Genomic DNA, 24,081 nt, shown 5'->3' on the forward strand with positions numbered 1-24,081 from the left:
GTGTAAACGCTCGCGCTAAATGGCGGCGTTCTGATCGCGCTATTTGTCAGTTGCCGGGTCCGATGACGAGGCAATCGCGCGCGGCCTGAACGATGTCAGCGGTGACCTCCTCGACGCGGTTGAGGGTCATGATCCGCCGCATCTGCGCGAACAGGCGCTCCATGAGCCGGAAGTTGCCGCGCGTGATGCGGATCACGGCTGCCTGCGCTTCGATCGCGTCGAGTTGGGCCGGGTCGAAGCTGATCCCGAAATCGCCGGCGTGGGTCGCGAGCAGCAGCCGCATTTCGGTCTCGGTAAGCGGTTTGAACTCGTGGACGAAGCCGATCCGCGAGTAGAGCTGGGCATAGCGGGCGAGGCGCTTCTCCAAGCCCGGCATACCCATCAGGATCAGCCCGAAGCCGTGGCGATCGGCCATGTCGCGGAGATGTTCGAGCGACTTTATGGTCAGGCGGTCGGCCTCGTCGACGATGACGAGGGGGCAGGCGATGCGGGCGGCGTCATGGGTGATTTCGTCCTGCGAGCCGCCCGCGACCGTCAGCCGGGCATAGCCCAGCTTAATGAGGTTGAGGCCCAACACCGCGTCGATCGTCTTGGGCGTGTTGCTGACCGACACGGTGTAGAAGACGGCGCGGCAGCGAGCGACCTTTTCGCCAAGGAGCGCGGCAATGGGACGGAGCGCGGCATATTCCCCCAGGTCGGGGAAGCTGGAAAACTCGCGCGCCGATCGCGTCTTTCCGACGCCCGGCCGGCCATGACACACGCCGATATAGCGGTAGTGCGCGCAGGCTTCGGCAAACTCGACGAACCGGGCATGTTCGCGGGTCGCCAGGAACGGCTGCTCGACCAGGAACTCAATCGTCAGCGGCGTAGAGCCGGAGCCCTCGGTAGGTGGTGGGCCGGGAAGCCGTATCCTCTTGGTCGCCATCGAAGGTCTCCGTGGGGGCAGGCACCTGCTTGTCGCGCTCCTTCGCGCCGCGCCGGGCGCGCTGGATCGCGCGCAACGACGGGTGCCCAGCGTGCTCGGAGCTGAGCGCACGGCAGACGAACCGGCCCTGGTGGTAGACGTGGATCTCGGTCAGGTCGCGGGGGTCATAGACCGCCTCGACCTGCTCGCCGACGAAGGCCGCGAGCGTGGGTTCGACATAGCGCCTGCCCATCAGACGGATGCCGTCGCGCAGCACTTTACGGGGCTTGGGCACGTGCACGAGCAGCATGTCGAGCTGTTCAAGGCTGTCGGGCATTGCGGGCAGGAACCCGCCCTTCTGCCAGCGCGTGATCGGCGGTTCGCCGGTGCTGCCATGCGGGCGACGATGATAGACGCCGCACACGAACGCCTCGAAGCGGGCGCGCAGCTCGTCGAGCGTGAGCACTGGCGCCGACAGCGGCTTGCCCGCGATCAGGTGGCCGGGCAGGTCGGGCAGGAACATGTCGTTGATGGTGCGGAACAGCCGCTCGATCTTGCCGCGCCCGCGAGGACGCCCCGGCAGCGAATGGATGAGGCGGATTTTGAGGGCGATGCACGCCTGCTCGATATGCTCGGAGATGAAATCCGAGCCGTTGTCGACGTAAAGCTGTTCGGGAATGCCGCTGACGATCCATTCGGGATTGGGCTTGCGCCAGATCGCCTGCCGCAAGGCGAGCGCCGTGTTGAGGGCACTGGGGGCATCGAGGCTGAGGAAGTAACCGGCGATGGCTCGGCTGTGATCGTCAACGATGACGGTCAGCCAAGGACGCACCGGGGTTCCGGCATCATCGAGCACGAGAATGTCGAGAACGGTATGATCGGCCTGCCACATCTCGTTCGAGGTCGCGGCTTCGCGCCGATGCACTAGCTCGTGCTGGTCGCGGTAGACGGCCGGATCGGAGGCTGCGGCGATCTGGCTTGCCGGTATCGCCCTGACGACACGCGCGACGGCCGCATAGCTGGGGGTTCGGTGTCCATGCGCGATGGCGAGTTCCTGCACCTTTCGGTGAATGGCGGCGACCGGGGGTCGCGGGCGCTTGGTGGCGAGAGTGCGGGTCAGTTCGACCAGATGTTCCGGCAGGTGCAGCCTGCCCCGATCGTTGCGCGGCAGACGCGCGAGACCGGCAAGTCCTTCGGCACGGTAGCGCCCGAGCCAGCGCTGCAACGTCCGCTCGCTCAGCGTGCCGGTGCGGGCGAGGTCCGCGAGCGGGATGCCATCGGCGAGGTGCGGTTCAAGGACGCGGTAGCGCTCGATCGCCAGCGGCGGGACAAGCGCCGGATGCGTCACCGCCGACGGTCCGTGTCGCAGGTAAGGAAAACGGAGATTTGCCTGCCCATCGCCATGCGAGTCCGCTCGCGTTGCCAAACCGGCCTGTTCGACGTAAATCTACCCGGTAAAGAAAACTAGGGCAACATAGACCTGCCGATGACGACTTTCTTCCCAAACCGCGCCCGATCGGGGCGCCACCGGCCCTACGCATGAAAATCGGTTACGCCCGCGTATCGACCGCCGAGCAGAACCTGGACCTCCAGCGTGATGCGCTGAAGGCTGCCGGCTGCGAGAAGGTCATCACCGACAAGGCCTCCGGGGCGACTGCCGCTCGCCCTGGATTGGAAAAGGTGAAGGAGCTGCTTCGCGCCGGCGACACACTGGTGGTCTGGCGCCTCGACAGGCTCGGCCGCTCGCTCCGTGATCTGATCGGATGGATGACCTACCTCGACGAGGAAAAGGTCGGGCTGCTGAGCCTGCACGAGGCGATCGACACGACCACCACGTCGGGCAAGCTTACCTTCCACCTGTTCGGGGCATTGGCGGAGTTCGAGCGCAACCTGATCCGCGAGCGGACCCAGGCCGGTCTCACCGCAGCCCGCGCTCGCGGCAAGAAGGGTGGCCGGCCGGCCGCACTCGGCAAGGACAAGCGCGACCTGCCCGTCAGGCTCTACCACGAGAACACGATGCCGATCGCCAAGATTTGCTCGATGCTCGGCATCTCCAAGCCAAAACTCTACGCCTATGTGCGATCGGCCGAGACCAAGCCGGTAGCCGCGTAGCGACGCTCGCCGACAAATAGCGCGATCAGAATGCCGCCACTTAGCGCGAGCGTTTACACCGTTCGCGGTCCCGATCGGCCCAGCGTCCCCCGGAACCGTTCGTTATCGGGAAGGCATCTAAGCGGTCTGCACCATCCTTCATCTAAAGTTCTCCAAGCGCTTCTGAGGATTTTCGGGCGCACCAAAAGCACTTGCTCCTCCAGTGGCTGGAGCATGTAACCGCAATTTGCTCTCCTGCGGACGGGGGGCTGGAGGTGGCTTTTTGACGGCCCGTGTTGAAGCAATCGGTATGTCTCGACGCTCATTAGTGGCGCGGCTGGTGGCCTGTGGAACCGGCTTGGTGCTCGGTTCTCCAACGCTCGCGCGACAGACTTCCCGGTCTGCGGGCTCGTGGAACTTCGGTGCGGCTCACCTCGAATGGGAGCCGCTGGAAGTCGGCACGGGTGATACCCTCCTTGTTTCGGCACAAGTGCGCGGAGTGCCGGTGCGGGCGGTGCTCGACAGTGGCAGCGGCGCGTCGATCATGAGCACGGCGCTCGCGGCGAAGCTCGGCTTGAACGATGGTGAGCGGCGCATGATTAGCGGGCTGAGCGCCAAGGCCCCGGTGCTGCTGGTCCGCGACATCGACGTACAGCTCGCCCGCGAAACCCGTCGCTTACCCTTTGCCGTCGTTGGTGATCTGAGTTCAGTGTCGGCGGCCTTCGGACGACCGATCGATATCCTCCTCGGTGCCGATATGTTCACGGGTAGCTGCATCGCGCTCGATTTCGCGAAAAGGCGTATGGCGGTCGTCAAGTCAGGCACGTTTCTCGCCGGTCCCGACTGGCGCGCTGTCGCGCTCGGGCGCGGTGCCAAGCAGGAGCTGTTCATTCGAGCTTCCGTCTCGGGTTTGCCTCCCGTGCCCTTGATGATCGATCTTGGCAGCTCGGCCGCGCTGATGCTCTCGTCGGCCTATGCCCGCGATCAAGGGCTGTTGAACGGGAAGCTCGTCTCGACCGCGGCGATCGGCGGCGTCGATGGTGTGCGTATCAACGATGCTTTCACGATCCAGAACATCAACATCGAAGGGCTTGGCGTCTCGAACGTCCCCACACTCGGGATGAGAGCTTGGCTCTCCACCAGCACGGTTGGCAATGTCGGCCTACCGCTGATCGCTCAATTCGACGTGGTGTTCGACGTGACCGCCGGATTCGTGTGGCTCCGGCCACTCGGTCCTCGTCGTCGCCTGCCGATGCTGAAGGACCGTAGCGGCCTTGGCCTCGCAGCCTCACCAACGGCGCTCACCGTTGTTCATGTGGCGGCGAACAGTCCCGCGGAAAAGGCTGGCTGGGCGGTCGGCGACCGGATCGTGGCGGTGAACGGCCATTCGATCGATGCGAACTATACGCGTGGGGAGCTCTGGCAAGTGCGCTCCCGGCCTGCTGGCACCCTCGTAAAGCTGACGATGGCCTCGGGTGATGTGCGCGAGCTCAGGCTGGCCGATTATTATTGATCGGCTTGAGGGTGGCCTTTGCCGATCGCCTTCATGATCCGACAATCGGCCATGCGCGCCTTGGTGCAGCTCTGGCTGAGCATTGCCAACTCATCCCGCAACACCGCGAGTTGCGCCAGTCTCTCCTCCACATCCTTGAGGTGCTGAGCAGCGATAGCTGAGGCGGCACCACAATCCTGGTCCGGGTTCTGCGCCAGCCCCATCAACGAACGGATCTCGTCGACGGAGAAGCCAAGCCGGCGACCGTTGCGGATGAAGTGCAAACGCTCAATGTCACTGGCATCGTAGGTTCTGCGACCCGACGCCGTGCGAGGGGCGGATCGGAGCAACCCGATCGACTCATAAAAGCGGATCGTCGTCACCTTCGTCGAGGTCTCGCTGGCGAGCTGCCCAATCATCACCGGCTTCATCATGCCATCCTTGCTTATGCGAACGTGTCGCACATTTCGCTTGCTTCTACAGCGACTGGAGGTGGTAAGGAAGGCCGCATGAATGCTTCTACCGAAAGCTGCGGGTGCCACGGGGAGCCCGCGCGCGCGCAAACCGATCCGGCCTATCGCCGTGCGCTGCTGACCGTCGTGGTGCTCAACCTCGGCTTCGGAGTCGCCGAGCTGTTCGGCGGGTTCATCGCCGATAGCCAAGCGCTGAAAGCGGATTCCCTCGATTTTCTCGGGGACGGGTCGATCAGCCTTATCGGTCTTCTCGCGCTTGCCTGGTCCGCACGGGCGAGGGCAAAGGTCGCGCTGACGCAGGGGTTGTTTCTCGGTGCGCTTGGCGTGGGCGTAATCGGTTTCGCGATTTGGCGCGCCCTGAACGCAACCGCGCCCGATGCCGAACTGATGGGCACAATCGGCGTTGTCGCGCTCGCGATCAATGTCGTGTCCGCCTTGGTGCTTGCGCGTTTCCGGGAAGGGGACGCCAATGTTCGCGCGATCTGGCTGTTCAGCCGCAACGACGCGCTCGCCAACGTGGCGGTGATCGCCGCGGCCGGTCTGGTGGCGTGGACAGGAAGCGCCTGGCCGGACCTCGCCGTCGCCGGCCTCATCGCCCTCCTGTTCCTCCACTCCGCTTATGAAATCGTCACTGGCGCTCGGCGCGAATTGGGAGAGCGGTAGTGCGTCTGCTCGCGTTGATCCGGGCAATGCTCTCGTTGCGGCTGCTCTCCGCGCTCGCGGCGCTGCTGATCCCTGCTGCGGCAATCGCCGAACCCGGCGACGTGCAAACCGCATGGCGGCTGCTCGACTATATGGCCGTCGATTATGGCGGCGCGGTCGCCAACGGTCGGATCAAGAGCACGTCGGAATATGCCGAGATGACGGAGTTCGCCGCGTCGGTCTCGACACGGCTTCAGGGCCTGCCGGCGAAGCCGGAGCGTCAAGCCCTCATCCAGCGGGCTGCCAACCTCCAGGCGGTGATCGCGGAAAAGGGACCGACTGAACAGGTGGCAACATTGGCGCACGGGCTCGCGGCCGATCTGTTGCGCGCCTACCCGGTGCCGCTCGCGCCCGATAAGGCTCCGAACCTCGTCTCCAGCGATGCACTGTTCCGACAATCCTGCGCGTCCTGCCACGGGATGACGGGCAACGGCCGTGGCCCTGACGCCGCCAAGCTCGCTACGCCCCCGATTGCTTTCACCGATGCCGAGCGCGCGCGCCAGCGCAGCGTGTTCGCGCTCTATCAGGTGGTGACGCAAGGCATCGACGGGACCGCGATGCAGAGCTTCGCCGATCTGCCCAACGATCAGCGCTGGGCGTTAGCATTCCGAGCCGGGAGCTTCGCCTTCACGGATGCGCAGGCGCGCGAAGGCGAGCGGCTTTGGAAATCCGACCCGACCCTTCGCCGGCGCATTCCGGACCTGAAAACCCTGGTCGCGCTCACCCCGGCCGCGCTCGGCGCGGCGATCGGCGACGCCAAGGCTGACCCAGTGCTCGCGTTCCTGCGTCGTCATCCCGAACAGGTGATACAACAGGCTCCCGGCTCGCTCGCGGTCGCCCGCGCCAAACTCGCCGAAAGCGTGGCGGCTGCGCGGCGCGGCGATGCGCGCATGGCGAAAGAGCTGGCGCTGTCGGCCTATCTCGATGGGTTCGAGCCGATCGAGCCAACACTCACCGCGCGCGACGCGACGCTGATGGGTCGAATCGAGGGCGCGATGGGGGAGTTCCGCGCCTCGATCGACCGGGGCGCGTCGCCCGATGATCTCGCGGAGAAGGTCGCAGTACTGGGCGGCCTTTTCGACGATGCGGAAGCGGCGCTCGCGCCTGATGCCGCCACCGAAGCGTCCACGTTCCTGGGCGCGTTCACGATCCTGCTGCGTGAAGGGCTCGAAGCCCTGCTCATCGTTGTCGCCATGATCGCGTTCCTGCGTAAAGCCGAGCGCGGCGAGGCGCTGCGGTACGTGCATGGCGGCTGGGTCAGCGCGATCATCGCGGGCGGGATCACCTGGGCGGTCGCCACCTATGCGATCGGGATCAGCGGTGCGAGCCGGGAGCTGACGGAAGGGTTTGGCTCGCTGTTCGCCGCGGTCGTGCTGCTCTCGGTCGGGATTTGGATGCACGGCAAGGCGCAGGCCGATCAGTGGCAGCGCTATATTCGCGAGAAGATGTCGCGGGCGCTCTCGGGCGGGTCGGGCTGGTTCCTGTTCGGGCTGGCGTTCGTCGTAGTTTATCGCGAGGTCTTCGAGACGATCCTGTTCTATGCCGCGCTTTCGGCGCAAGGTGACAACGGGATGCTTCTCGCGGGGGCCGGGTCGGCGATTGGACTGCTCAGCCTGATCGCTTGGGCCATGCTTCGCTACAGTCGCAAGCTGCCGATCGCGCAGTTCTTCCGCTATAGCTCCTGGCTCATGGCGGTCCTGACCGTCGTGCTGGCGGGTAAAGGCGTCGCCGCGCTCCAGGAAGCCGGCCTTATCAACATCGCACCGCTCGCGGACGTGCCACGGCTGTCGATGCTCGGCGTGTTTCCCACTTGGCAATCGGTGCTGGCGCAACTCCTGATGGCGGTCGCCATTGCGGTCGGGTTCGCCTGGAACGGGCGCGACCGATCCCGCTCGGGTTCCGGCTCAGTGACCCTTGGTTCGAATTAGTGCAATGACATGAAAACCCTTCCGTGATAGAGGCAAGCTAGTGCGAGCCTTTTTGCCTTTCCTGACATGCCTGATGCTGGTCCTGACCAGCTTCTCCGGCATGGCCCATGCCGCCGATCTGGCGGGGGGAAGCATCGCGGGCGTTGAGTTCACGGTCCATACCGCCGGTGACATCGATCAGGTGCCATCGGACTCGGACAAGAATGTCCCGCATCATCACAATTATTGTCACGGACACGACGTCGGCGCGCCTGCGCGCACGACGATGGAATATACCCCCGTCCTCACAGTGCCCAAGCCGACAATCTCCGCCTCTGCGTCGCTCGACGGCCGCACCGGCATGGTCCATTTGAGGCCCCCCCAAGCCTGACGTCCGATTTGGGCGTGCGTTGGCGCGCCCCTGTCGATCATCGTCAGGAGTCCTATTTTCATGAATCGTATCCTCGCGGCCATGCTGGCCGCAGCGTCTTGCGCCACGATGGCGCAGGCGCAGGTCGGACCGTCCGCGCCTGTTGCGCAGGATGCGCCGGTCTACACGCTTGACCAAGCGGTCAGTGCAGCGGGCGGTTCGGCCCCTGCTGCGGAAGCGGCGACAGCTGGAATCGACGCGGCCCGTGCAGGTCGCACAGTCGCCGGCTTGCGGCCCAATCCGGTGGTTCAAGGCCAAGTCGAGAATGTCATCGGCTCCGGGCCGTATCGGGGGGTCCGCAGCGCGGAAACCACGGTCGGCTTTGCGATCCCGATCGAGCTAGGCGGCAAGCGCGGCGCCCGCGTCGCGGTCGCCAATGCGCAATTGTCCCGGGCCGAGATCCAGGCCGCGATCATCGCGGCGGATGTCCGGCTTCAGGTAACGCAGCTCTATGTCGAAGCGGTCGCGGCCGATCGCCGGGTAATGACAGCCCGCGATCAGGCCCGGATCGCCAGCGATGCGCTGCGGGCCGCGAGCGTTCGCGTGCAGGCAGGGCGGGCATCGCCACTCGAGCAACAGCGCGCGGATGTCGCGCGTATCAATGCCGACGCCAATGTGGAGCGGCAGCTTCGCTTGGCCGAGGCGGCCCGCGCCAATCTGGCGCGTCGGATCGGACGGCCGATCGACGGCCTGCTCGATGACACGCTGCTCGATCGCCTTCCCGATGTGAACGTCTATGGGCCGTTGGCACCGGTCAACACGACCGGCACACTCGCGCTGGCGGCAGCCAACGCGGATTTCTCCATTGCCGAAGCCGGCGTGCGGCTCGCGCGCGCCAATCGCGTGCCTGACCTGAACGTCGGGCCGTCGATCCGCCGCCTGGAAGCGACCAACGACATGGCGGCGGTGTTCAGCGTGTCGATCCCGATCCCGGTGTTCAACAATGGTCGCGCCGCGATTGCGCAGGCGACCGCGCAGCGGACCCAGGCGGATGCGCAGCGCCGCGTGACCGCGCTCGACATCGAACAGGCGATCACGGACGCGCAGGCGCAGGCGGCCAATGCCGCAACGACGGCTCGTGCGGCGTCGGGGCCGGCGCTGGCGGCTGCACAGGAGGCCGCCCGCATCGCGCGGATCGGCTATCGCGAGGGCAAGTTCGGCCAGCTCGAATTGCTCGATGCTGAACGCACGCTCGCCGAAACGCGGGTCGCCGCGATCGACGCGCTTGCCAATTACCAGAATGCCCGCGCGCAAGTGGAGCGACTGACCGCTCGTGCGCCCAATGGGGGGAATCAGTGATGAAGAGCTTTTATCTCGCGGGCGCGGCGTCGCTCGCCCTGCTCTTGGCTGCCTGCGGCGGCAAGGATGGCGGAAACGAGGCAACTGCCGAAGGCGCAGCTGCCAATGAGACGGCAGCGGGCACGGAAAAGGGCGGTGCTGAAGGCGGTCATGCCGGTGAAGGCGTCGTCACATTGGGTGCCGACCAGATCGCCACAGCGGGCGTCCAGGTCGGACGGCCGATCATCGGCGGGGCCGGGACGATCGAGCTGCCCGCGATCATCGAGGGCGACCCACAGGGAACGCAGGTCGTCTCGGCCGCAATTGCGGGACGCGTGGTCGCGCTCACCCGTAACCTCGGCCAATCGGTCGGACGCGGCCAGACCATTGCGGTCATCGAAAGCCGCGAGGCGGCGCAGATCAAGGGCGAGGTCGAGGCGGCGCGGGCGCGGCTTCAGCTCGCTAATTCGAACCTCGCGCGCGAACAGCGGCTGTTCGCGCAGAGAGTCTCCCCTGAACAGGATCTGATCGCCGCCCGCACAGCGGCGACGGAGGCGCGGATCGCCCTGACGCAGGCGCAGAGCATGGTTTCGGCGGCGGGTGTCGGCGGCGGCGGGCTCAACCGGCTCGGCATTGCCGCGCCGATCTCGGGCCAGATCATTGCGCGCCCCGTGACGCTGGGACAAACGGTCGCGGCGGATGCCGAACTCTATCGCATCGCCAACCTGAGCCAGGTGTCGATCGCGCTTAATCTCAAGCCCGAGGATGCGGGCCGGGTGCGTCCCGGCAATACGGTGCTGGTGAAGGCGGCAGGCCGTCAGGCGACCGCCCGCGTGACCTTCGTGTCGCCGGCGCTTGATCCGCAGACGCGGCTCGTGCCTGCGCTCGCCACCCTCGACAATCGCGGTGGCGAATGGCGGGTCGGCGAGCCTGTGACGGCAGCCGTGCAGCTCACGGGCAGCGGCGGGAGCGGGGCGGTCCGCGTGCCGACGACGGCGGTCCAGAGTTTCGAGGGCAAGTCGGTCGTGTTCGTGCGCACGCCCACCGGCTTCAAGGCGACCCCGGTCCAGCTCGGCGATGCGTCGGGCGACACGGTGATCGTCCGGTCGGGCCTGACCGGCAACGAACAGATCGCCACCACCGGAAGTTTCACGCTCAAGGCCGAGATCGGCAAGGGCGAAGCGAGCCACGAGGATTAAGCCATGATCGCCCGTATCGTAACCTGGGCGGTCGAGAAGCGCTGGCTAGTCCTGCTCCTCACCGTCATCGTCGCCGCCATCGGCGCCTTTTCCCTCTACCGGCTACCGATCGACGCGGTGCCGGACATCACCAACAATCAGGTCCAGATCAACGTCCGCGCGCCTGCCCTCTCGCCCGAGCTGGTCGAGAAGCAGGTGTCGTTTCCAATCGAAACCGCGCTCGCCGGCACCCCCGGCCTGGAATATACGCGCTCGTTGAGCCGCAACGGCTTCGCGCAGATCACGGCGGTCTTTTCGGACGCGACGGACATCTATTTCGCCCGCCAGCAGGTGGGCGAGCGTCTGCGGGGCGTGCAAGAGAATCTGCCCGACGGCGTGAACCCTGAAATGGGTCCGATCGCGACAGGCCTGGGCGAGGTGTACATGTACACCGTTCGTCTCGATCATCGCGAGGACGACAAGCACAAGCCCGGTGAACCGGGCCAACAGCCCGATGGCAGCTACATCACGCCAGAGGGCGAGCGACTGACGACCGAAGAGGACAAGGCGACCTACCTGCGCACCGCGCAGGACTGGATCGTGACGCCGCTTCTGAAGACCACACCGGGCCTCGCCGGTGTCGACTCGATTGGCGGTTACGCCAAGCAGTTCCTCGTCGTGCCCGACGTGCAGAAGCTGGCCTCGCTCGGCATCACGCTGACGGACCTGGGAAATGCGCTGGAGCGCAATAACACCAGCGTCGGCGGTGGCTTCGTCAATCGCAATGGCGAAGGTCTGGCTGTTCGCTCGGATGCGCTCGTTCGCAATGCCAGCGAGTTGGCCAGGACCGTGATCGCGACACGTAACGGCGTGCCGATCACGGTCGAACAAGTTGCGACTGTGAAGACGGGTCAGGCGATCCGCATGGGTTCGGCATCGGAGAACGGTACCGAAGTCGTCGTCGGCACGGCGATCATGCGGATCGGCGAGAACAGCCGCATCGTGTCGACCGCGGTCGCTGAGAAACTGAAGACGATCAACGCTTCGCTGCCTCCTGACGTCGTAATTCAGCCGGTGCTGAACCGCACCGAGCTGGTCAATTCGACGATCAAGACGGTCGCGAAAAACCTGTCCGAAGGCGCGGTGCTGGTCATCGTCGTGCTCTTCCTGCTGCTCGGCAACTTCCGTGCGGCCCTGATCGCGGCGTTGGTCATCCCGATCACCATGATGCTGACAGGCTTTGGTATGCTGCGCGCTGGGGTCTCGGCCAATCTGATGAGCCTTGGGGCTTTGGACTTCGGTCTGATCGTCGACGGCGCCGTCATCATTGTCGAAAACGCGCTGCGCCGGCTTGCCGAGCAACAGCATCATGAAGGCCGATTGCTCAGCGTCAAGGAACGGCTCGCGACCGTGGCAGCCGCTGCGCGTGAGATGATCCGTCCCTCTGTGTACGGGCAGGCAATCATCATCCTCGTCTACGTACCGCTGCTCACGCTGACCGGCGTGGAGGGTAAAACGTTCGGACCGATGGCGCTGACCGTCATCATCGCGCTCGCCTTCGCCTTCATCCTCTCTCTCACCTTCGTGCCGGCGATGATTGCGATCTGGCTGTCGAAGAAGGTCGAGGAGAAGGACGGCCGCATCATCACGTGGCTGAAGAAGCGCTACGAACCCGGTCTCGACCGGGCCATGAAGCGCCCGACGCTGACGATCGGTGCGGGTGTGGGAAGCCTTGTGGTGGCGGCGCTTGCTTTCACTACGCTCGGCTCGGTGTTCCTGCCGCAGCTCGACGAAGGCGATTTGCTGATCCAGTCGCTCCGCATTCCGGCAACGTCGGTCCAGCAGAGCCAGGCGATGCAGGTGCCGATCGAGCGGATGATGTCGAAGCAGCCGGAGGTGCAATTCGTCTATTCCAAGACGGGCACCGCCGAGCTGGCGGCCGACCCGATGCCGCCGAACGCGACCGACATGTTCGTCATCCTGAAGCCGCGCAAGGATTGGCCGGATCCTGAGCTTCCCAAGGAGGAGCTGGTCAGCCGGATCGAGGGTAATCTCGCGAAGATTCCGGGAAATGCCTACGAGATCACCCAGCCCATCCAGATGCGCTTCAACGAGCTGATCGCCGGCGTGCGCGGCGACATCGCGGTGAAGGTGTTCGGGGACGACTTCAACCAGATGAACCGGACGGCCGAGCAAATCGCGGCGGTGCTGCGCAGAACGCAAGGCGCAGCGGACGTGAAGGTGGAGCAGACGACCGGTCTTCCCATGCTCGACATTCGCGTCAACCGCGACGCGATGGCGCGGTTGGGCGTTACGGCTCAGGATGTGCAGGACACCGTGACTGCGACGATCGGCGGGCGAACATCGGGCCAGATCTTCGAGGGCGACCGTCGCTTCCCCGTGGTGATCCGCCTGTCGGAGGCGCAGCGTGCCGACATCGGCCTGCTCCAACAGGTGCAGGTGCCGGTGGCAGGCGGCGGCTATGTACCGCTGTCCAGCGTCGCCGAGATCAAGGTGGTCGATGGTCCGAACCAGATCAGCCGCGAGAACGGCAAGCGGCGCGTGGTGGTGCAAGCCAACGTGCGTGGCCGCGACGTCGGATCCGTCGTGGCGGATGCGCAGGCGGCGATCGGCAGCCAACTCCGGCTGCCTGCCGGCACCTATCTCGAATGGGGCGGCCAGTTCGAGAACCTCCAATCGGCAAGCGAACGGCTGAAGCTGGTCATTCCGGCTTGCTTCATCTTGATCCTGCTGCTCCTCTACGGGGCGTTGGGATCGGTCCGCGACGCCGCGATCGTGTTCACCGGCGTGCCTTTCGCGCTGGTGGGCGGCGTCCTGTTGCTGTTCCTGCGGGGCATGGACTTCTCGATCTCGGCGGCAGTGGGCTTCATCGCCCTCTCGGGCATCGCGGTCCTCAACGGCCTCGTCATGGTCAGCTCGATCCAAGATCTGATCCGATCAGGGATGAGCCGCGAGGAAGCCGCGCATGTTGGCGCGATGCAGCGTCTGCGACCCGTCATCATGACCGCGCTAGTCGCCAGCCTCGGCTTCGTGCCGATGGCGCTGGGCGAAGGCGCCGGCGCAGAGGTTCAAAAGCCTTTGGCGACGGTCGTCATCGGCGGTCTGATCTCGGCGACGCTTCTTACGCTGTTCGTGCTGCCGACACTCTATGCCCGGTTCGGGCAGAAAGTGATCGAGAAACCCGAGCACTACAATGAGGAGCATGAAGGGGACGACCACGGTCAGACCTTCGTGAACAACTTGGCCTGATGGATGGGCGGGGCGATCCGCGATCGCCCCGCCCATCTCTGGGAGATGGGGATATGCCTCGCACCATAACCAGCTCGATGCTTCACGGCGGGCCACTGCGCATCTGGTCGGCACTCACCGATCCGGATCATCGCCGGGCGTGGAGTCCGCTCGTATTTCTCGATGATCCGTCCCGGCTCGGCGACACAGAATGCACCTTTGCGATCCAGGGCATCACCCGGCCAATTCGGACGCCAGCACGGATTGATCGATTCGATAAACCGCACGCCTTCGCTTGGTCCTGCGGCATCCCCTATCTGTTCACGCTCGAAGAGCGGTACGAGCTGGCGGGGGACGATGGCGGCACCAGGCTAACGCATAGCTGCACGCTGCGCGGGGCGCTCTCCCTGCCGTTCGCGGCGATGATGTTGCGCCGCCTGCGATCCCTGATGGTCGAATCTGACGATCGCCTCGCAACCTATCTCCGCTGGCGGGTAGGTCAGCCTGCCCGGGCTATCAATCGTCAGCGCGTCCCCTTCCGCTACAGGAGGAAGGCGCGATGATGATGCACTGTAAGCGGGTGCTGCCCGCCGTCATCCTCGTTGTCGGGCTCGCGGCGTGCTCGGAAAGAAAGCCGCCAGCCCCGCCAACGGAGCAGCAGATCCATTCGTCCGACAGCGCCGTGACGACCGGGGAAATGGGGCGGCATAGATATCGCTGTTCCGACGGGGAACCGCTGTTCGTCGATTACAAGGACAACGGCCTGCAGATCGATTTGCGGCGCTCCAACGGGGGACCGCCGATGATGCTGACCGCGCCAGCGCAGGGCCTGCAATATGTCGGCGAAACAGCCACCGCGACCTTCAAGGGGTCGCAGCTCACCATCGTGGAAGGCGATGGCCGTACCCGGATCTGCGAGCAGGAAGGCACGCGATGAACTGCCCTGCCTTCGAACGCCACAGGGCGCTTCGTCGGAAGAGACCGATGTCTGACACGTCGATTTCAAATGTGACAACCTTGTGCGGCCTGAATCGGGCCGGTCTGGCGATCGCGCGCCTCGGCGTCGTTCTCGTCTCCGGGGCGGTTATAGGGGCGTGTAATCCAGCGCCGACCCAGCCTACCGAGCCGGCGCATGAAAAGCATCTGACGTCGAAACTAATCGCGCAGCGCATCATGTACTGCGACGACGGCACACGCGCCGATGTCGACTTCATCGATGAAGGCTTGAAAATGGCCGTCACCTGGCTGCCGAAGGGCAGGACCGAGATCCTGCGCGCGCAGCGAACCGGTGACGAGTTTCGCGGCGACCATTCGCGGGCTGTCGTGGCGGGCGGATCGATCGCGTTCACGCGACGCGGGAAGATCCGCGTCTGCCACCGAACCCCGGAGGAGTCCTAGGAAATGCAGGCACTGCTCTATACGCTTGCGCCTGTGCTGGCGGTCGTGCTCGGCGCGATTGTCGCGAGCCGCACCAAGTTGAAACCTGGCCTCGTGGCGGGCCTACAGCATCTCGCTGCCGGCGTCGTGTTCGCGGCGGCAGCGACCGAAATCCTGCCGCAGGTCAAGCATGAGGCATCGCCCAGCGCGACGTTGATCGGCGGGGCGGCGGGCGTCGCGACCATGCTGGGGCTCAAGGCTCTTGAGGCCCGCTTCAAGGGGCCGATGGCGCTACTCGCCGCGATCGGCATCGACATTCTGGTGGACGGCCTGGTGCTCGGCCTCGCTTTCGTGGCGGGCGAGAAGGCAGGTCTCCTGCTGACGATCGCGCTCACTCTGGAAGTGTTATTTCTGGGACTGACGCTGACCGACGAGCTGGCGGAAACCTATCGCTCGCGCTTGCGCATCATCGTGATCGTCTCGGCATTGGCCCTGCTGCTGCCGATCGGCGCGCTCGCTGCCGTGCCGGTCGCCGCGCTGTCGCCGGTGATGATCGCCGGCTTCCTCAGCTTCGGGCTGATGGCGCTGCTCTACCTCGTCACGGAGGAGTTGCTGGTCGAGGCGCACGAGAAACCCGACACCCCGCTCATCAGCTCGATGTTTTTCGTCGGCTTCCTGGCCCTGCTGACACTTGAGGAGATGATGGGATGATCCCGGGCAACGACAACAATGGCGGGCAGGAGCGCCGCACACTGTGGATCGTCCTGCTGCTGAACGCGGCGATCGCTGCGGGCTTCTTCGTTTCCGGCTTCTTCGCGGACTCGAGCGCGCTGATCGCCAACGGCGTCGACAACCTGTCCGATACGGCTGTGTATGCGCTGAGCCTTGTGGCGCTCACCCGGGGCCAGACATGGAAGACACGCGCCGCGGTCGCTTCGGGCGTCATGCTGCTGATCTTCGCGGGCGGCATCTTGATCGATGTCGGACGGCGCTACGTGCAGGGCAGCGAGCCCATCGGACCTACCATGATGGTCATGTCCGCGATCGCCGGCGTCGTGAATTACCTCTGCCTGCGGCTGCTCCAGCGCCTCAAGGATCCGGACGTCAATCTCCGGGCCGCAACCACCTTCAGCTTCAACGACTTCATTTCCAACGGCGGCATCCTGATCGCCGGCGTGCTGGTGCTGTGGTTGGGTACCAATTGGCCGGACCTGCTGGTCGGCTTCGCCACCGCCATCATCGCCATCAAGGGCGGTGTCGAAATCCTGCGCGACGCGCGCGCCGAAACCAAGAAAAGCGAAAGGAGGTCGTCATGAACGACAAGCTCGAACTCGACATTCCAGTGTTGTTGCCGGACCTTCCTGACGCGGCCGATGCCTGCCTGGACCGTCTCGTATCAACCCTGTCAAAGCGCGAAGGTGTCGAGCGGGCGCATGTGATCTGTCTCGACGGCAACACGCCAGCGGCGCTGTGCATCCATTTCGATGCCGCCAAGCTGCCGCTGCCACGGTTGCGCGAAATGGTGCGCGCCGCAGGTGCCGAAATCACCGAGCGCTACGGCCATGCGATCTGGCAGGTGACGGGGATCAACCACGAACGTCGGGCGCGCACGGTCAGCGATGCGCTGTGCGCCTTGCCCGGCGTGGTCCAGGCAAGCGCCAGCACCAGCGGGTCTGTCCGGGTCGAATATGATCGCCGCGAAACCACCGAAGAGGAGGTGCGCGCTGCGCTTCGCAAGCTGAAGGTGAGGGTGGGCAAGCGGGTCGCTGCCGATGAACATGCCGGCCACGACCACGGCCCCGGGGGCCACGGCGCGGGCGAAGAGAAGCACGGCCCCGGCGATGGCCACGACCATAGCCACGCCGAATTTCTCGGCCCCAATACCGAGCTGATCTTCGCGCTCGCCTGTGGCGCGCTGCTGGGGATCGGCTACGCGATCGAGAGGCTGGTCGCTGGCGCGCCCGAATGGCTGCCGACCGCCTGCTATATCGCAGCCTATTTCTTCGGCGGATTCTTCACGCTGCGCGAGGCGATCGACAACCTCCGGATGAAGAAGTTCGAGATCGACACGCTGATGTTGGTCGCTGCGGCCGGCGCCGCTGCGCTGGGCGCATGGGCCGAAGGTGCGCTGCTGCTGTTCCTGTTCAGCCTCGGCCATGCGCTTGAGCATTATGCAATGGGCCGCGCCAAGAAGGCGATCGAGGCGCTGGCGAAGCTCGCGCCCGAAACCGCGACCGTGCGACGCGGCGGGCAGACCAGCGAAATCCCGGTCGAGCAGATGGTCGTCGGGGACATTGCCATCGTCCGCCCGAACGAGCGCCTGCCTGCCGACGGCTTCGTCATCAAGGGCACCAGCGCGATCAACCAGGCCCCGGTCACGGGTGAAAGCATCCCGGTCGACAAGGTGCCGGTCGCAGATGCCGCAGCGGCACGCGCCAAGCCCGATGCAGTCGACGCGGAAAGCCGGGTTTTTGCTGGTACGATCAACGGCGGCGGCGCGATCGAGATCGAGGTGACACGCCGTTCCAATGAAAGCGCGCTTGCCAAGGTCGTGAAGATGGTGAGCGAAGCGGAGACGCAGAAGTCGCCGACGCAGCGCTTCACCGACCGGTTCGAACGGATCTTCGTGCCCGCCGTCCTGGTCCTGTCAGTGCTCCTGCTGTTCGCATGGGTGGTCGTCGACGAGCCGTTCCGCGACAGCTTCTATCGCGCGATGGCGGTGCTGGTGGCGGCAAGCCCGTGCGCGCTCGCGATCGCAACGCCGAGCGCGGTCCTGTCGGGCGTTGCCCGTGCAGCGCGGGGCGGCGTGCTCGTGAAGGGCGGTGCACCGCTCGAAAACCTCGGGTCGCTCAAAGCGATCGCTTTCGACAAGACGGGCACGCTGACCGAAGGTCGTCCGCGCATCACTGATGTCGTGCCCGTCGATGGCGCCGATGAAGGCGAGTTGCTGGCGCTGGCTGTCGCCGTCGAAGCGTTGAGCGACCATCCCCTGGCCCAAGCGATCGTCAAGGACGGCCGCGAACGTCTGAACGATCGTGCCGTGCCGACTGCCGGCGACCTCAAGAGCCTGACCGGTCGGGGCGTCACCGCGAGCGTGGATGGCGAGACGGTGTGGATCGGCAAGGCCGAGATGTTCGGAAGTGAGGGCATTCCGGCGCTGGGGCAGGGCGCGCAGGACGCAATCGCGAAGCTGCGCGAGAACGGCCGCACGACAATGGTGGTCCGCAAGGGGGACCGCGACCTGGGCGCGATCGGCCTGATGGACACGCCTCGCGAAGCTGCCAAGACCGCGTTGCGTCGGCTGCACGAGATGGGCGTGTCGCGGATGATAATGATCTCCGGCGATCACCAGAAAGTCGCCGAAGCGATCGCCGACGAAGTCGGGATCGACGAAGCGTGGGGCGACCTCATGCCCGAAGACAAGGTTGCCGCGATCAAGAAGCTCGCCGGCGAAGACAAGGTCGCGATGGTGGGCGACGGCGTGAACGATGCGCCGGCGATGGCAAGCGCCACGGTCGGCATCGCGATGGGCGCGGCGGGGTCGGACGTTGCGCTGGAGACAGCCGACGTGGCGCTGATGGCCGACGATCTGGCGCACCTGCCATTCGCAGTCGGTCTTAGCCGCCATACCCGTGGAATCATCCGGCAGAACGTCTTCGTCAGCCTGGGTGTCGTCGCCTTCCTGGTGCCTGCTACCATCCTCGGCCTCGGCATTGGGCCAGCGGTGGCGGTTCATGAGGGATCGACGCTGCTCGTCGTCATCAATGCGCTCAGGCTGCTCGCCTACCGCGATCCGGCAGGGAAGGCGGCATGAAGTGGCTGATCGCCTTCGACCTCGACGGCACGCTTGCCGAGAGCAAGCGGCCGTTATCGGAGGATATGGCCGCAATCCTCGCCCGATTGCTCGCCATCACGGATGTGGCGGTGATCTCGGGCGGGGACTGGCCGCAGTTCGAAAAGCAGATCGCCTCGCGCCTTCCTGCCGGCGTCGCGCTCGACCGTCTCTGGTTGATGCCGACCACAGGCACGAAACTCTATCGGTTCATCAATGGCGCTTGGCGCGCGGTCTATGCCGAACTGTTCGACGACGCGGAGAAGGCGAAGATCCGCACGGCCTTCGATCAGGCGCTGACCGATGCCGGTCTCGCCGACGAACGTATCTGGGGCGAACGGATCGAGGACCGGGGCAGCCAGATCACCTTTTCGGGCCTGGGGCAGGCAGCGCCGCTGAAGGAAAAGGAAGCGTGGGATCCTGACCGAAAGAAGAGGACCGCGTTGCAGGCCACGTTGCGCGCGAAGCTGCCGGAGCTCTCGATCAATCTCGGTGGCACGACATCGATCGACGTGACCAGAGCAGGGATCGACAAGGGCTATGGCCTGAAGCGCCTGAGTGCCGAGAGCGGTGTCCCGCTCGACGGGATGCTGTTCATTGGGGATGCGATATTCCCCGGTGGGAATGACTATCCCGCTGCTGAAATCGGCCTCGACACAGTGAGGGTGCGCGACGTCGCGGAAACCACCGCCGTCGTGACCGCCATCATCGCGTGTCTGCACCGATAGGATCAAGATACATGGTCGGCTCCATCGCGGAATGCCGCATTGTCAAAGCTCTGGCTTCTGTCGCTTAGGGCAGCGCTTCCTAAAACGAAAAGAAGGCAATGTGCGCGTCTCCGCGAACAAAGCCTCCAGCGATCAATCTAAGAGATTCCGCCGCGCTTCTCAATCGTAGGGGGCGTTTGCGGGAGGGGGCGGAATCCTACGCTAAGGATTTGGGCCAGCGATATTCCCCGGTTAGATTGATGTGTTCCCATCCCAACGGCGAGACGTGGGCGAGTAGATCAGGCGCGATATGGGTACCGCTGGCGGCCCGGGTATTGACGACCTCGCCGAGCTTCATGGTGTTCCAGAATATGATGATGGCGGCGAGCAGGTTCATTCCGGCGATGCGATAGTGCTGGCCTTCGCCGGATCGATCCCGGATTTCACCTCGGCGGTGGAAGCTGATGGCGCGCTTTAGGGCGTGGTGGGCCTCACCCTTGTTGAGGCCGATCTGAGCCTGGCGCTGGAGGCCGGCATCAAGAATCCAGTCGATCATGAACAGGGTTCGCTCGATGCGGCCCACCTCTCGCAATGCGAGGGCCAGCTCATTCTGGCGCGGGTAAGAGGCGAGCTTGCGAAGAATCTGGCTGGGGGCGACGATCCCCGCTGCGATCGTCGCCATGATGCGCAGGATGTCGGGCCAGTTGCGCTCGATGAGCGGTTCATTGATCTTACCTCCGACCAGCGCTCGCACATTGGCCGGCGTCGCGTTGGGCGTGAAGGCATAGAGTCTTTTCTGAGGGAGATCGCGGATACGGGGGGCGAACCTGTAGCCGAGCAAGGCGCAGGCGGCGAACACATGATCGGTGAAGCCGCCCGTGTCGGCAAAATGCTGGCGAACGCGGCGGCCCGCGTCATTCATGAGCAGCCCGTCCAGGATATAGGGAGCCTCGCTGACCGTTGCCGGGATCACCTGGGTTGCGAACGGCGCATATTGATCGGACACATGGCTGTATCCCTTGAGGCCCGGGACGTTGCCATATTTCGCGTTGATCAGATTCATCGCCTCGCCCTGCTCGGTAGCAAGGAAGAACTGCCCGTCGCTGGATGCCGATTGCCCTTGTCCCCAGAAGGCGGCCATGGGCAGGGCGGCGTGGGCCTCCACGATCATGGCGAGCGCCCGATCATAGGCGCTGCCTTCGACATGCCAGCGCGCGATCCGCAGCAATTCCCAGAAGCTGTGCGTGTTGGTCGCCGCCGCCATCTTGCGCAAACCGAGATTGACGCCTTCCGCCAGCAACACGTTCATCAGGCCGATCCGGTCGCTGCAGGGCGCGCCGGTGCGCAGATGCGTGAACGCCTCGGAAAATCCGGTTCGCTCATCGACTTCCAGCAACAGATCGGTGATCCTCGCGGGCGGGAGCTGTTGATAGAGATCGAGCACGAGATCCTCGGCCCCTTCGGGCGTGTCGGCCCTCAGCTTGTCGATGTGCAGCTTGCCGTTCTCGATGATGCCGCCTGGGATCGTGCCGGTTCGCGCCGCGCGGCCAAACTCCTTCAGCCGTGTATCCAGTCGAGCCCTGCGCTCGGCCAGCCATTCGCCGGGTCGCAGCGGCACGGCGAGCCGCGCGGTCTGCTCTATCGCCTGTGGCGGGACCAGAAGCTGCTTGAGGTCGCCATAGCGGCGCGATCCCGCCAACCATATGTCACCGGACCGTAAGGCGTCGCGGATGTGGAACAGCACCGCGATTTCCCAAAGCCGGTGGTCGCCGCTGGGCTCAGCGCAAAGATGACGATGCCATTTCGAGTTGGGACGTAGAAAATCCACCGGCGGATCGACCTTGATCCCGTTACGCAGCATCGCAACGGCCGCCAGAAGAGGCGTGGCGATCGGCGCCGCCTGCATGTCGAGCAGGCGCAGCATCCTGGGCGCGTAGAGGCGGAAACGGTGATAGCCGTCCAGCACACGGCTGAGCGGGTCGGCCGCGAGCACGTTGGTCAGCGCGGAGGCCGTGGCGACAAGGGTTCTGAACCGTTCCCAGCCAGGCCCGGTGGCGATTATCCCGTCCAGGGCCGTGCCATCGTCCTGCGCTCCAAGCAAAGCACCACCGATTTCGGCAAAGGACTTCAGCGTGTCCCGAACGGCCGCCTTTTCGTCGGCGATCCTGGTGTTGCAAAGGCGTTCGGAGGCCCGATAGAGACGGCCTACGATGCGATCGTGGGTCTCCACGATGACATCGGCCAGCGATGACCGCCATTCCAGGGTGCAGACAGCGAGGATCGCAAGCCGCCTGTCTTCGGGCAGATCACGCATGCCGTCGGCGTAATAGCGCTCGCCCTGCCGGCGAAGCCGGGTCACACGATGCGCCGGCACGCCGTCCAGCAAATCCGCCGGAAGATCGAACCTTTGAAGATATTCCAGTCGATCCATCAGCCGGTTAGCGGCTGCTGAATTTGCGCCAACCTCGAACTGTCGCAGCCATACGAAGCGCGTGACGCGACCATCCACCGTATCCTCCAACAGGTGAGCCAAATTCTCGCTCAGGGTTGGCGTGATGCGATGGGCGATAAGATCCTCGATCCGGCGCTCGGCCTCAACCAGCGCATCGGCGCAAAGGCGCTCGATCGTCGAGGAGCCGGGAAGGATCGTGCGGGTGCGGCGACACTCCGCAACGAAGCGACGGGCAAGATCCTCATTCGATGTCGCCGCCTCGGCTTCCCGAGCGATCCATTCGCGCAAATCCCGTGCGCCCCGCCCCGAAAAGGAGCGATAGCCGTAGATTCGGCGAAGGTCCGCCAGATGCTCGTGCCGGGTCTCCTCGCGCGCGGCATAGAGGAGTAGATCGTCGCTGGTCAGGCCGAGCTGGGCCGCGATGAAATCCGATACCTGCGCCGGGATCAACTCGCCAGGAGCGAGCACCCGGCCCGGGTAGCGCAGGACGCACAGTTGCAGCGCGAAGCCAAAACGATTGTGGGCGCGCCGGCGCTGGCGGATATGCCCGAGATCCTCATCGCTGAGGGTATAGTGCCGCAGCAGCTCACCTTGATCGACCGGCAAGTGAAGCAGCGCCTCGCGCTGTCGATCGGTCAGGGTCACGCGACGCGGCATACATGCTCCTTATTCTTTCCGAGCTACGGTTTGAGATAGCTTGATTGAGATGCTGGTTAAGATACACAATAGCCCAATCTTATGTGCTCATGTTCGTCACCGCCTCAAACCTTCGTTTGTGATCCATGCTGATCGGCTACGCCCGCGTGTCCAAAGCCGACGGCTCGCAGTCGCTCGACCTGCAGCACGATGCCCTTCGCGCTGCCGGTGTCGAGCCAGGCAATATCTATGATGATCGTGCATCCGGTAGCCGTGATGATCGCCCCGGTCTTGCCGCCTGCCTGAAATCGTTGCGCGACGGCGATGTCCTCATCGTTTGGAAGCTCGACCGGCTCGGCCGAACGCTCACCCACCTGGTCAGCACGGTGCAGAATCTGTCGGATCGCGGTATCGGTCTGCGGGTGCTCACCGGCAAGGGCGCGCAGATCGACACCACGACGCCATCGGGCCGGATGGTGTTCGGCATTTTTGCGGCTCTGTTGCAAAGATTGGCGGCAGTCAGAGGTAGGCTGTCGCTCTGCGCCGATCAGGCGGCTGCTGCGAAATGGTGGTTGAGCATGCCCATGGCCTCCGTCAGCGCCGAGGGCCCAATGCCAAAAGCTCTCTCCACAAGGCGCACCTCGCCCCTGATGCCGGGCTGCAGGCACCAGGGGCGAGCCTGTCCTTTGCGCAGGGCTCGCATGACTTCGAATCCCTTGATCGTGGCATAGGCCGTGGGGATCGATTTGAAACCGCGCACCGGCTTGATCAGTATCTTGAGCTTTCCGTGATCGGCCTCGATCACGTTATTGAGATACTTCACCTGCCGGTGGGCCGTCTCCCGGTCCAGCTTTCCTTCGCGCTTCAATTCGGTGATCGCTGCACCATAGCTCGGCGCTTTGTCGGTATTGAGCGTGGCAGGCTTTTCCCAGTGCTTCAGGCCTCGCAGGGCCTTGCCCAGGAACCGCTTCGCTGCCTTGGCGCTGCGGGTCGGCGACAGGTAGAAATCGATCGTGTCGCCCCGCTTGTCGACTGCCCGGTACAGGTAGGTCCACTTGCCCCGCACCTTGACGTAGGTTTCATCCAGGCGCCAGCTCGGATCAAAGCCACGCCGCCAGAACCAGCGCAGCCGCTTCTCCATCTCCGGGGCGTAGCACTGGACCCAGCGATAGATCGTCGTATGGTCGACCGAAATGCCGCGTTCCGCCAGCATTTCCTCAAGGTCGCGATAGCTGATCGGATAGCGACAATACCAGCGCACCGCCCACAGGATCACATCACCCTGGAAATGGCGCCACTTGAAATCCGTCATCGTTCCGTCCGTCCAATCTCCGCCAAGCATGCTCAAGCTTCACGATTTTTGCAACAGAGCC

20 protein-coding genes and 1 pseudogene are annotated in these 24,081 nt (G+C 64.7%); 16 read left to right on the forward strand and 5 right to left on the reverse strand.

All coding sequences use genetic code 11. The features are described from left to right. Positions 1–46 precede the first annotated feature (46 nt). Entirely contained in the window at positions 47–925 is an 879-nt protein-coding gene (locus L288_RS42590; protein WP_009824028.1) for an AAA family ATPase, read from the reverse strand. Beyond that, positions 852–2,252, reverse strand: a complete 1,401-nt coding sequence (locus L288_RS36380; protein WP_004212864.1) for a Mu transposase C-terminal domain-containing protein — start codon at positions 2,250–2,252, stop codon at positions 852–854. The genes L288_RS42590 and L288_RS36380 overlap by 74 nt, the downstream gene beginning before the upstream one ends. A 191-nt stretch (positions 2,253–2,443) precedes the next feature. Between L288_RS36380 and L288_RS36385 the strand changes: the two genes are divergently transcribed. Next, complete coding sequence (locus L288_RS36385) at positions 2,444–3,016, forward strand: recombinase family protein (protein ID WP_009824027.1); 573 nt, start codon at positions 2,444–2,446, stop codon at positions 3,014–3,016. Positions 3,017–3,305: 289 nt separating this feature from the next. Next, positions 3,306–4,508 carry an aspartyl protease family protein gene (locus tag L288_RS36390; protein WP_013039112.1) on the forward strand — a complete coding sequence of 401 codons (1,203 nt, stop codon included), beginning with the start codon at positions 3,306–3,308 and terminating at the stop codon, positions 4,506–4,508. On the opposite strand, the gene L288_RS36395 is transcribed toward L288_RS36390, so the two are convergent. Then, positions 4,502–4,918 (reverse strand): MerR family transcriptional regulator, encoded by a 417-nt coding sequence (locus tag L288_RS36395; RefSeq protein ID WP_004212867.1) that lies wholly within the window; start codon positions 4,916–4,918, stop codon positions 4,502–4,504. The two genes, L288_RS36390 and L288_RS36395, sit on opposite strands and share 7 nt — an antisense overlap. A gap of 78 nt (positions 4,919–4,996) precedes the next feature. Between L288_RS36395 and L288_RS36400 the strand changes: the two genes are divergently transcribed. The 13 genes from L288_RS36400 (at position 4,997) to L288_RS36460 (ending at position 19,641) form a co-directional block, all read left to right on the forward strand. Then, a complete protein-coding gene (locus L288_RS36400; protein ID WP_004212870.1) occupies positions 4,997–5,623 on the forward strand; it encodes a cation transporter in 627 nt (208 codons plus the stop codon). Then, positions 5,623–7,590 (forward strand): cytochrome c/FTR1 family iron permease, encoded by a 1,968-nt coding sequence (locus L288_RS36405; protein ID WP_004212871.1) that lies wholly within the window; start codon positions 5,623–5,625, stop codon positions 7,588–7,590. The genes L288_RS36400 and L288_RS36405 overlap by 1 nt, the downstream gene beginning before the upstream one ends. Positions 7,591–7,663: 73 nt before the next feature. Next, positions 7,664–7,960: a hypothetical protein gene (locus L288_RS36410; protein ID WP_007406840.1), complete on the forward strand. Its 297-nt coding sequence runs from the start codon at positions 7,664–7,666 to the stop codon at positions 7,958–7,960. Positions 7,961–8,020: 60 nt separating this feature from the next. Further along, positions 8,021–9,298, forward strand: coding sequence for a TolC family protein (locus tag L288_RS36415; RefSeq protein ID WP_013039111.1), 1,278 nt, complete (start codon positions 8,021–8,023; stop codon positions 9,296–9,298). Further along, positions 9,298–10,476 (forward strand): efflux RND transporter periplasmic adaptor subunit, encoded by a 1,179-nt coding sequence (locus L288_RS36420; RefSeq protein WP_004212877.1) that lies wholly within the window; start codon positions 9,298–9,300, stop codon positions 10,474–10,476. Before L288_RS36415 ends, L288_RS36420 begins: the two co-directional genes overlap by 1 nt. A gap of 3 nt (positions 10,477–10,479) precedes the next feature. Then, the gene (locus tag L288_RS36425; protein ID WP_004212878.1) at positions 10,480–13,725 is read left to right on the forward strand and encodes an efflux RND transporter permease subunit; all 3,246 of its coding nucleotides are present in this window, start codon (positions 10,480–10,482) and stop codon (positions 13,723–13,725) included. Positions 13,726–13,778: 53 nt separating this feature from the next. Next, positions 13,779–14,267, forward strand: coding sequence for an SRPBCC domain-containing protein (locus L288_RS36430; RefSeq protein WP_004212879.1), 489 nt, complete (start codon positions 13,779–13,781; stop codon positions 14,265–14,267). Beyond that, positions 14,264–14,641 carry a hypothetical protein gene (locus L288_RS36435; RefSeq protein WP_021238674.1) on the forward strand — a complete coding sequence of 126 codons (378 nt, stop codon included), beginning with the start codon at positions 14,264–14,266 and terminating at the stop codon, positions 14,639–14,641. Before L288_RS36430 ends, L288_RS36435 begins: the two co-directional genes overlap by 4 nt. Positions 14,642–14,688: 47 nt before the next feature. Continuing rightward, complete coding sequence (locus L288_RS36440; protein WP_017183574.1) at positions 14,689–15,102, forward strand: hypothetical protein; 414 nt, start codon at positions 14,689–14,691, stop codon at positions 15,100–15,102. A 3-nt stretch (positions 15,103–15,105) separates the two neighbouring features. Beyond that, positions 15,106–15,792, forward strand: coding sequence for a ZIP family metal transporter (locus L288_RS36445; protein WP_004212882.1), 687 nt, complete (start codon positions 15,106–15,108; stop codon positions 15,790–15,792). Further along, the gene (locus L288_RS36450; protein WP_004212885.1) at positions 15,789–16,397 is read left to right on the forward strand and encodes a cation transporter; all 609 of its coding nucleotides are present in this window, start codon (positions 15,789–15,791) and stop codon (positions 16,395–16,397) included. Before L288_RS36445 ends, L288_RS36450 begins: the two co-directional genes overlap by 4 nt. Continuing rightward, positions 16,394–18,895, forward strand: a complete 2,502-nt coding sequence (locus L288_RS36455) for a heavy metal translocating P-type ATPase (RefSeq protein ID WP_004212886.1) — start codon at positions 16,394–16,396, stop codon at positions 18,893–18,895. Before L288_RS36450 ends, L288_RS36455 begins: the two co-directional genes overlap by 4 nt. Next, positions 18,892–19,641, forward strand: coding sequence for an HAD-IIB family hydrolase (locus L288_RS36460; protein WP_004212890.1), 750 nt, complete (start codon positions 18,892–18,894; stop codon positions 19,639–19,641). Before L288_RS36455 ends, L288_RS36460 begins: the two co-directional genes overlap by 4 nt. A gap of 196 nt (positions 19,642–19,837) precedes the next feature. On the opposite strand, the gene L288_RS36465 is transcribed toward L288_RS36460, so the two are convergent. Then, positions 19,838–22,729 (reverse strand): Tn3 family transposase, encoded by a 2,892-nt coding sequence (locus L288_RS36465; protein WP_021239100.1) that lies wholly within the window; start codon positions 22,727–22,729, stop codon positions 19,838–19,840. Between the two features lie 125 nt (positions 22,730–22,854). Here L288_RS36465 and L288_RS42595 point away from each other — a divergent pair. Beyond that, positions 22,855–23,214, forward strand: a pseudogene (locus tag L288_RS42595) (recombinase family protein); the annotation flags it as partial. Between the two features lie 41 nt (positions 23,215–23,255). Here the strand turns inward: L288_RS42595 and L288_RS0121950 are convergent. Beyond that, positions 23,256–24,020: an IS6-like element IS6100 family transposase gene (locus L288_RS0121950; protein WP_001389365.1), complete on the reverse strand. Its 765-nt coding sequence runs from the start codon at positions 24,018–24,020 to the stop codon at positions 23,256–23,258. Positions 24,021–24,081 lie beyond the last annotated feature (61 nt).

Source organism: Sphingobium quisquiliarum P25 (assembly GCF_000445065.1).
Classification (GTDB): Bacteria; Pseudomonadota; Alphaproteobacteria; order Sphingomonadales; family Sphingomonadaceae; genus Sphingobium; species Sphingobium quisquiliarum.

Excerpts from the sequence above, each read along its gene's own strand:
- L288_RS36430 (WP_004212879.1), top strand. The coding sequence starts at position 13,779 with ATGCCTCGCACCATAACCAGCTCGATGCTTCACGGCGGGCCACTGCGC.
- L288_RS42590 (WP_009824028.1), bottom strand. The coding sequence starts at position 925 with ATGGCGACCAAGAGGATACGGCTTCCCGGCCCACCACCTACCGAGGGC.
- L288_RS36400 (WP_004212870.1), top strand. The coding sequence starts at position 4,997 with ATGAATGCTTCTACCGAAAGCTGCGGGTGCCACGGGGAGCCCGCGCGC.
- L288_RS36455 (WP_004212886.1), top strand. The coding sequence starts at position 16,394 with ATGAACGACAAGCTCGAACTCGACATTCCAGTGTTGTTGCCGGACCTT.
- L288_RS0121950 (WP_001389365.1), bottom strand. The coding sequence starts at position 24,020 with ATGACGGATTTCAAGTGGCGCCATTTCCAGGGTGATGTGATCCTGTGG.
- L288_RS36385 (WP_009824027.1), top strand. The coding sequence starts at position 2,444 with ATGAAAATCGGTTACGCCCGCGTATCGACCGCCGAGCAGAACCTGGAC.
- L288_RS36435 (WP_021238674.1), top strand. The coding sequence starts at position 14,264 with ATGATGATGCACTGTAAGCGGGTGCTGCCCGCCGTCATCCTCGTTGTC.
- L288_RS36440 (WP_017183574.1), top strand. The coding sequence starts at position 14,689 with ATGTCTGACACGTCGATTTCAAATGTGACAACCTTGTGCGGCCTGAAT.
- L288_RS36420 (WP_004212877.1), top strand. The coding sequence starts at position 9,298 with ATGAAGAGCTTTTATCTCGCGGGCGCGGCGTCGCTCGCCCTGCTCTTG.
- L288_RS36395 (WP_004212867.1), bottom strand. The coding sequence starts at position 4,918 with ATGAAGCCGGTGATGATTGGGCAGCTCGCCAGCGAGACCTCGACGAAG.
- L288_RS36460 (WP_004212890.1), top strand. The coding sequence starts at position 18,892 with ATGAAGTGGCTGATCGCCTTCGACCTCGACGGCACGCTTGCCGAGAGC.
- L288_RS36390 (WP_013039112.1), top strand. The coding sequence starts at position 3,306 with ATGTCTCGACGCTCATTAGTGGCGCGGCTGGTGGCCTGTGGAACCGGC.
- L288_RS36445 (WP_004212882.1), top strand. The coding sequence starts at position 15,106 with ATGCAGGCACTGCTCTATACGCTTGCGCCTGTGCTGGCGGTCGTGCTC.
- L288_RS36425 (WP_004212878.1), top strand. The coding sequence starts at position 10,480 with ATGATCGCCCGTATCGTAACCTGGGCGGTCGAGAAGCGCTGGCTAGTC.
- L288_RS36465 (WP_021239100.1), bottom strand. The coding sequence starts at position 22,729 with ATGCCGCGTCGCGTGACCCTGACCGATCGACAGCGCGAGGCGCTGCTT.
- L288_RS36450 (WP_004212885.1), top strand. The coding sequence starts at position 15,789 with ATGATCCCGGGCAACGACAACAATGGCGGGCAGGAGCGCCGCACACTG.
- L288_RS36410 (WP_007406840.1), top strand. The coding sequence starts at position 7,664 with ATGCTGGTCCTGACCAGCTTCTCCGGCATGGCCCATGCCGCCGATCTG.
- L288_RS36415 (WP_013039111.1), top strand. The coding sequence starts at position 8,021 with ATGAATCGTATCCTCGCGGCCATGCTGGCCGCAGCGTCTTGCGCCACG.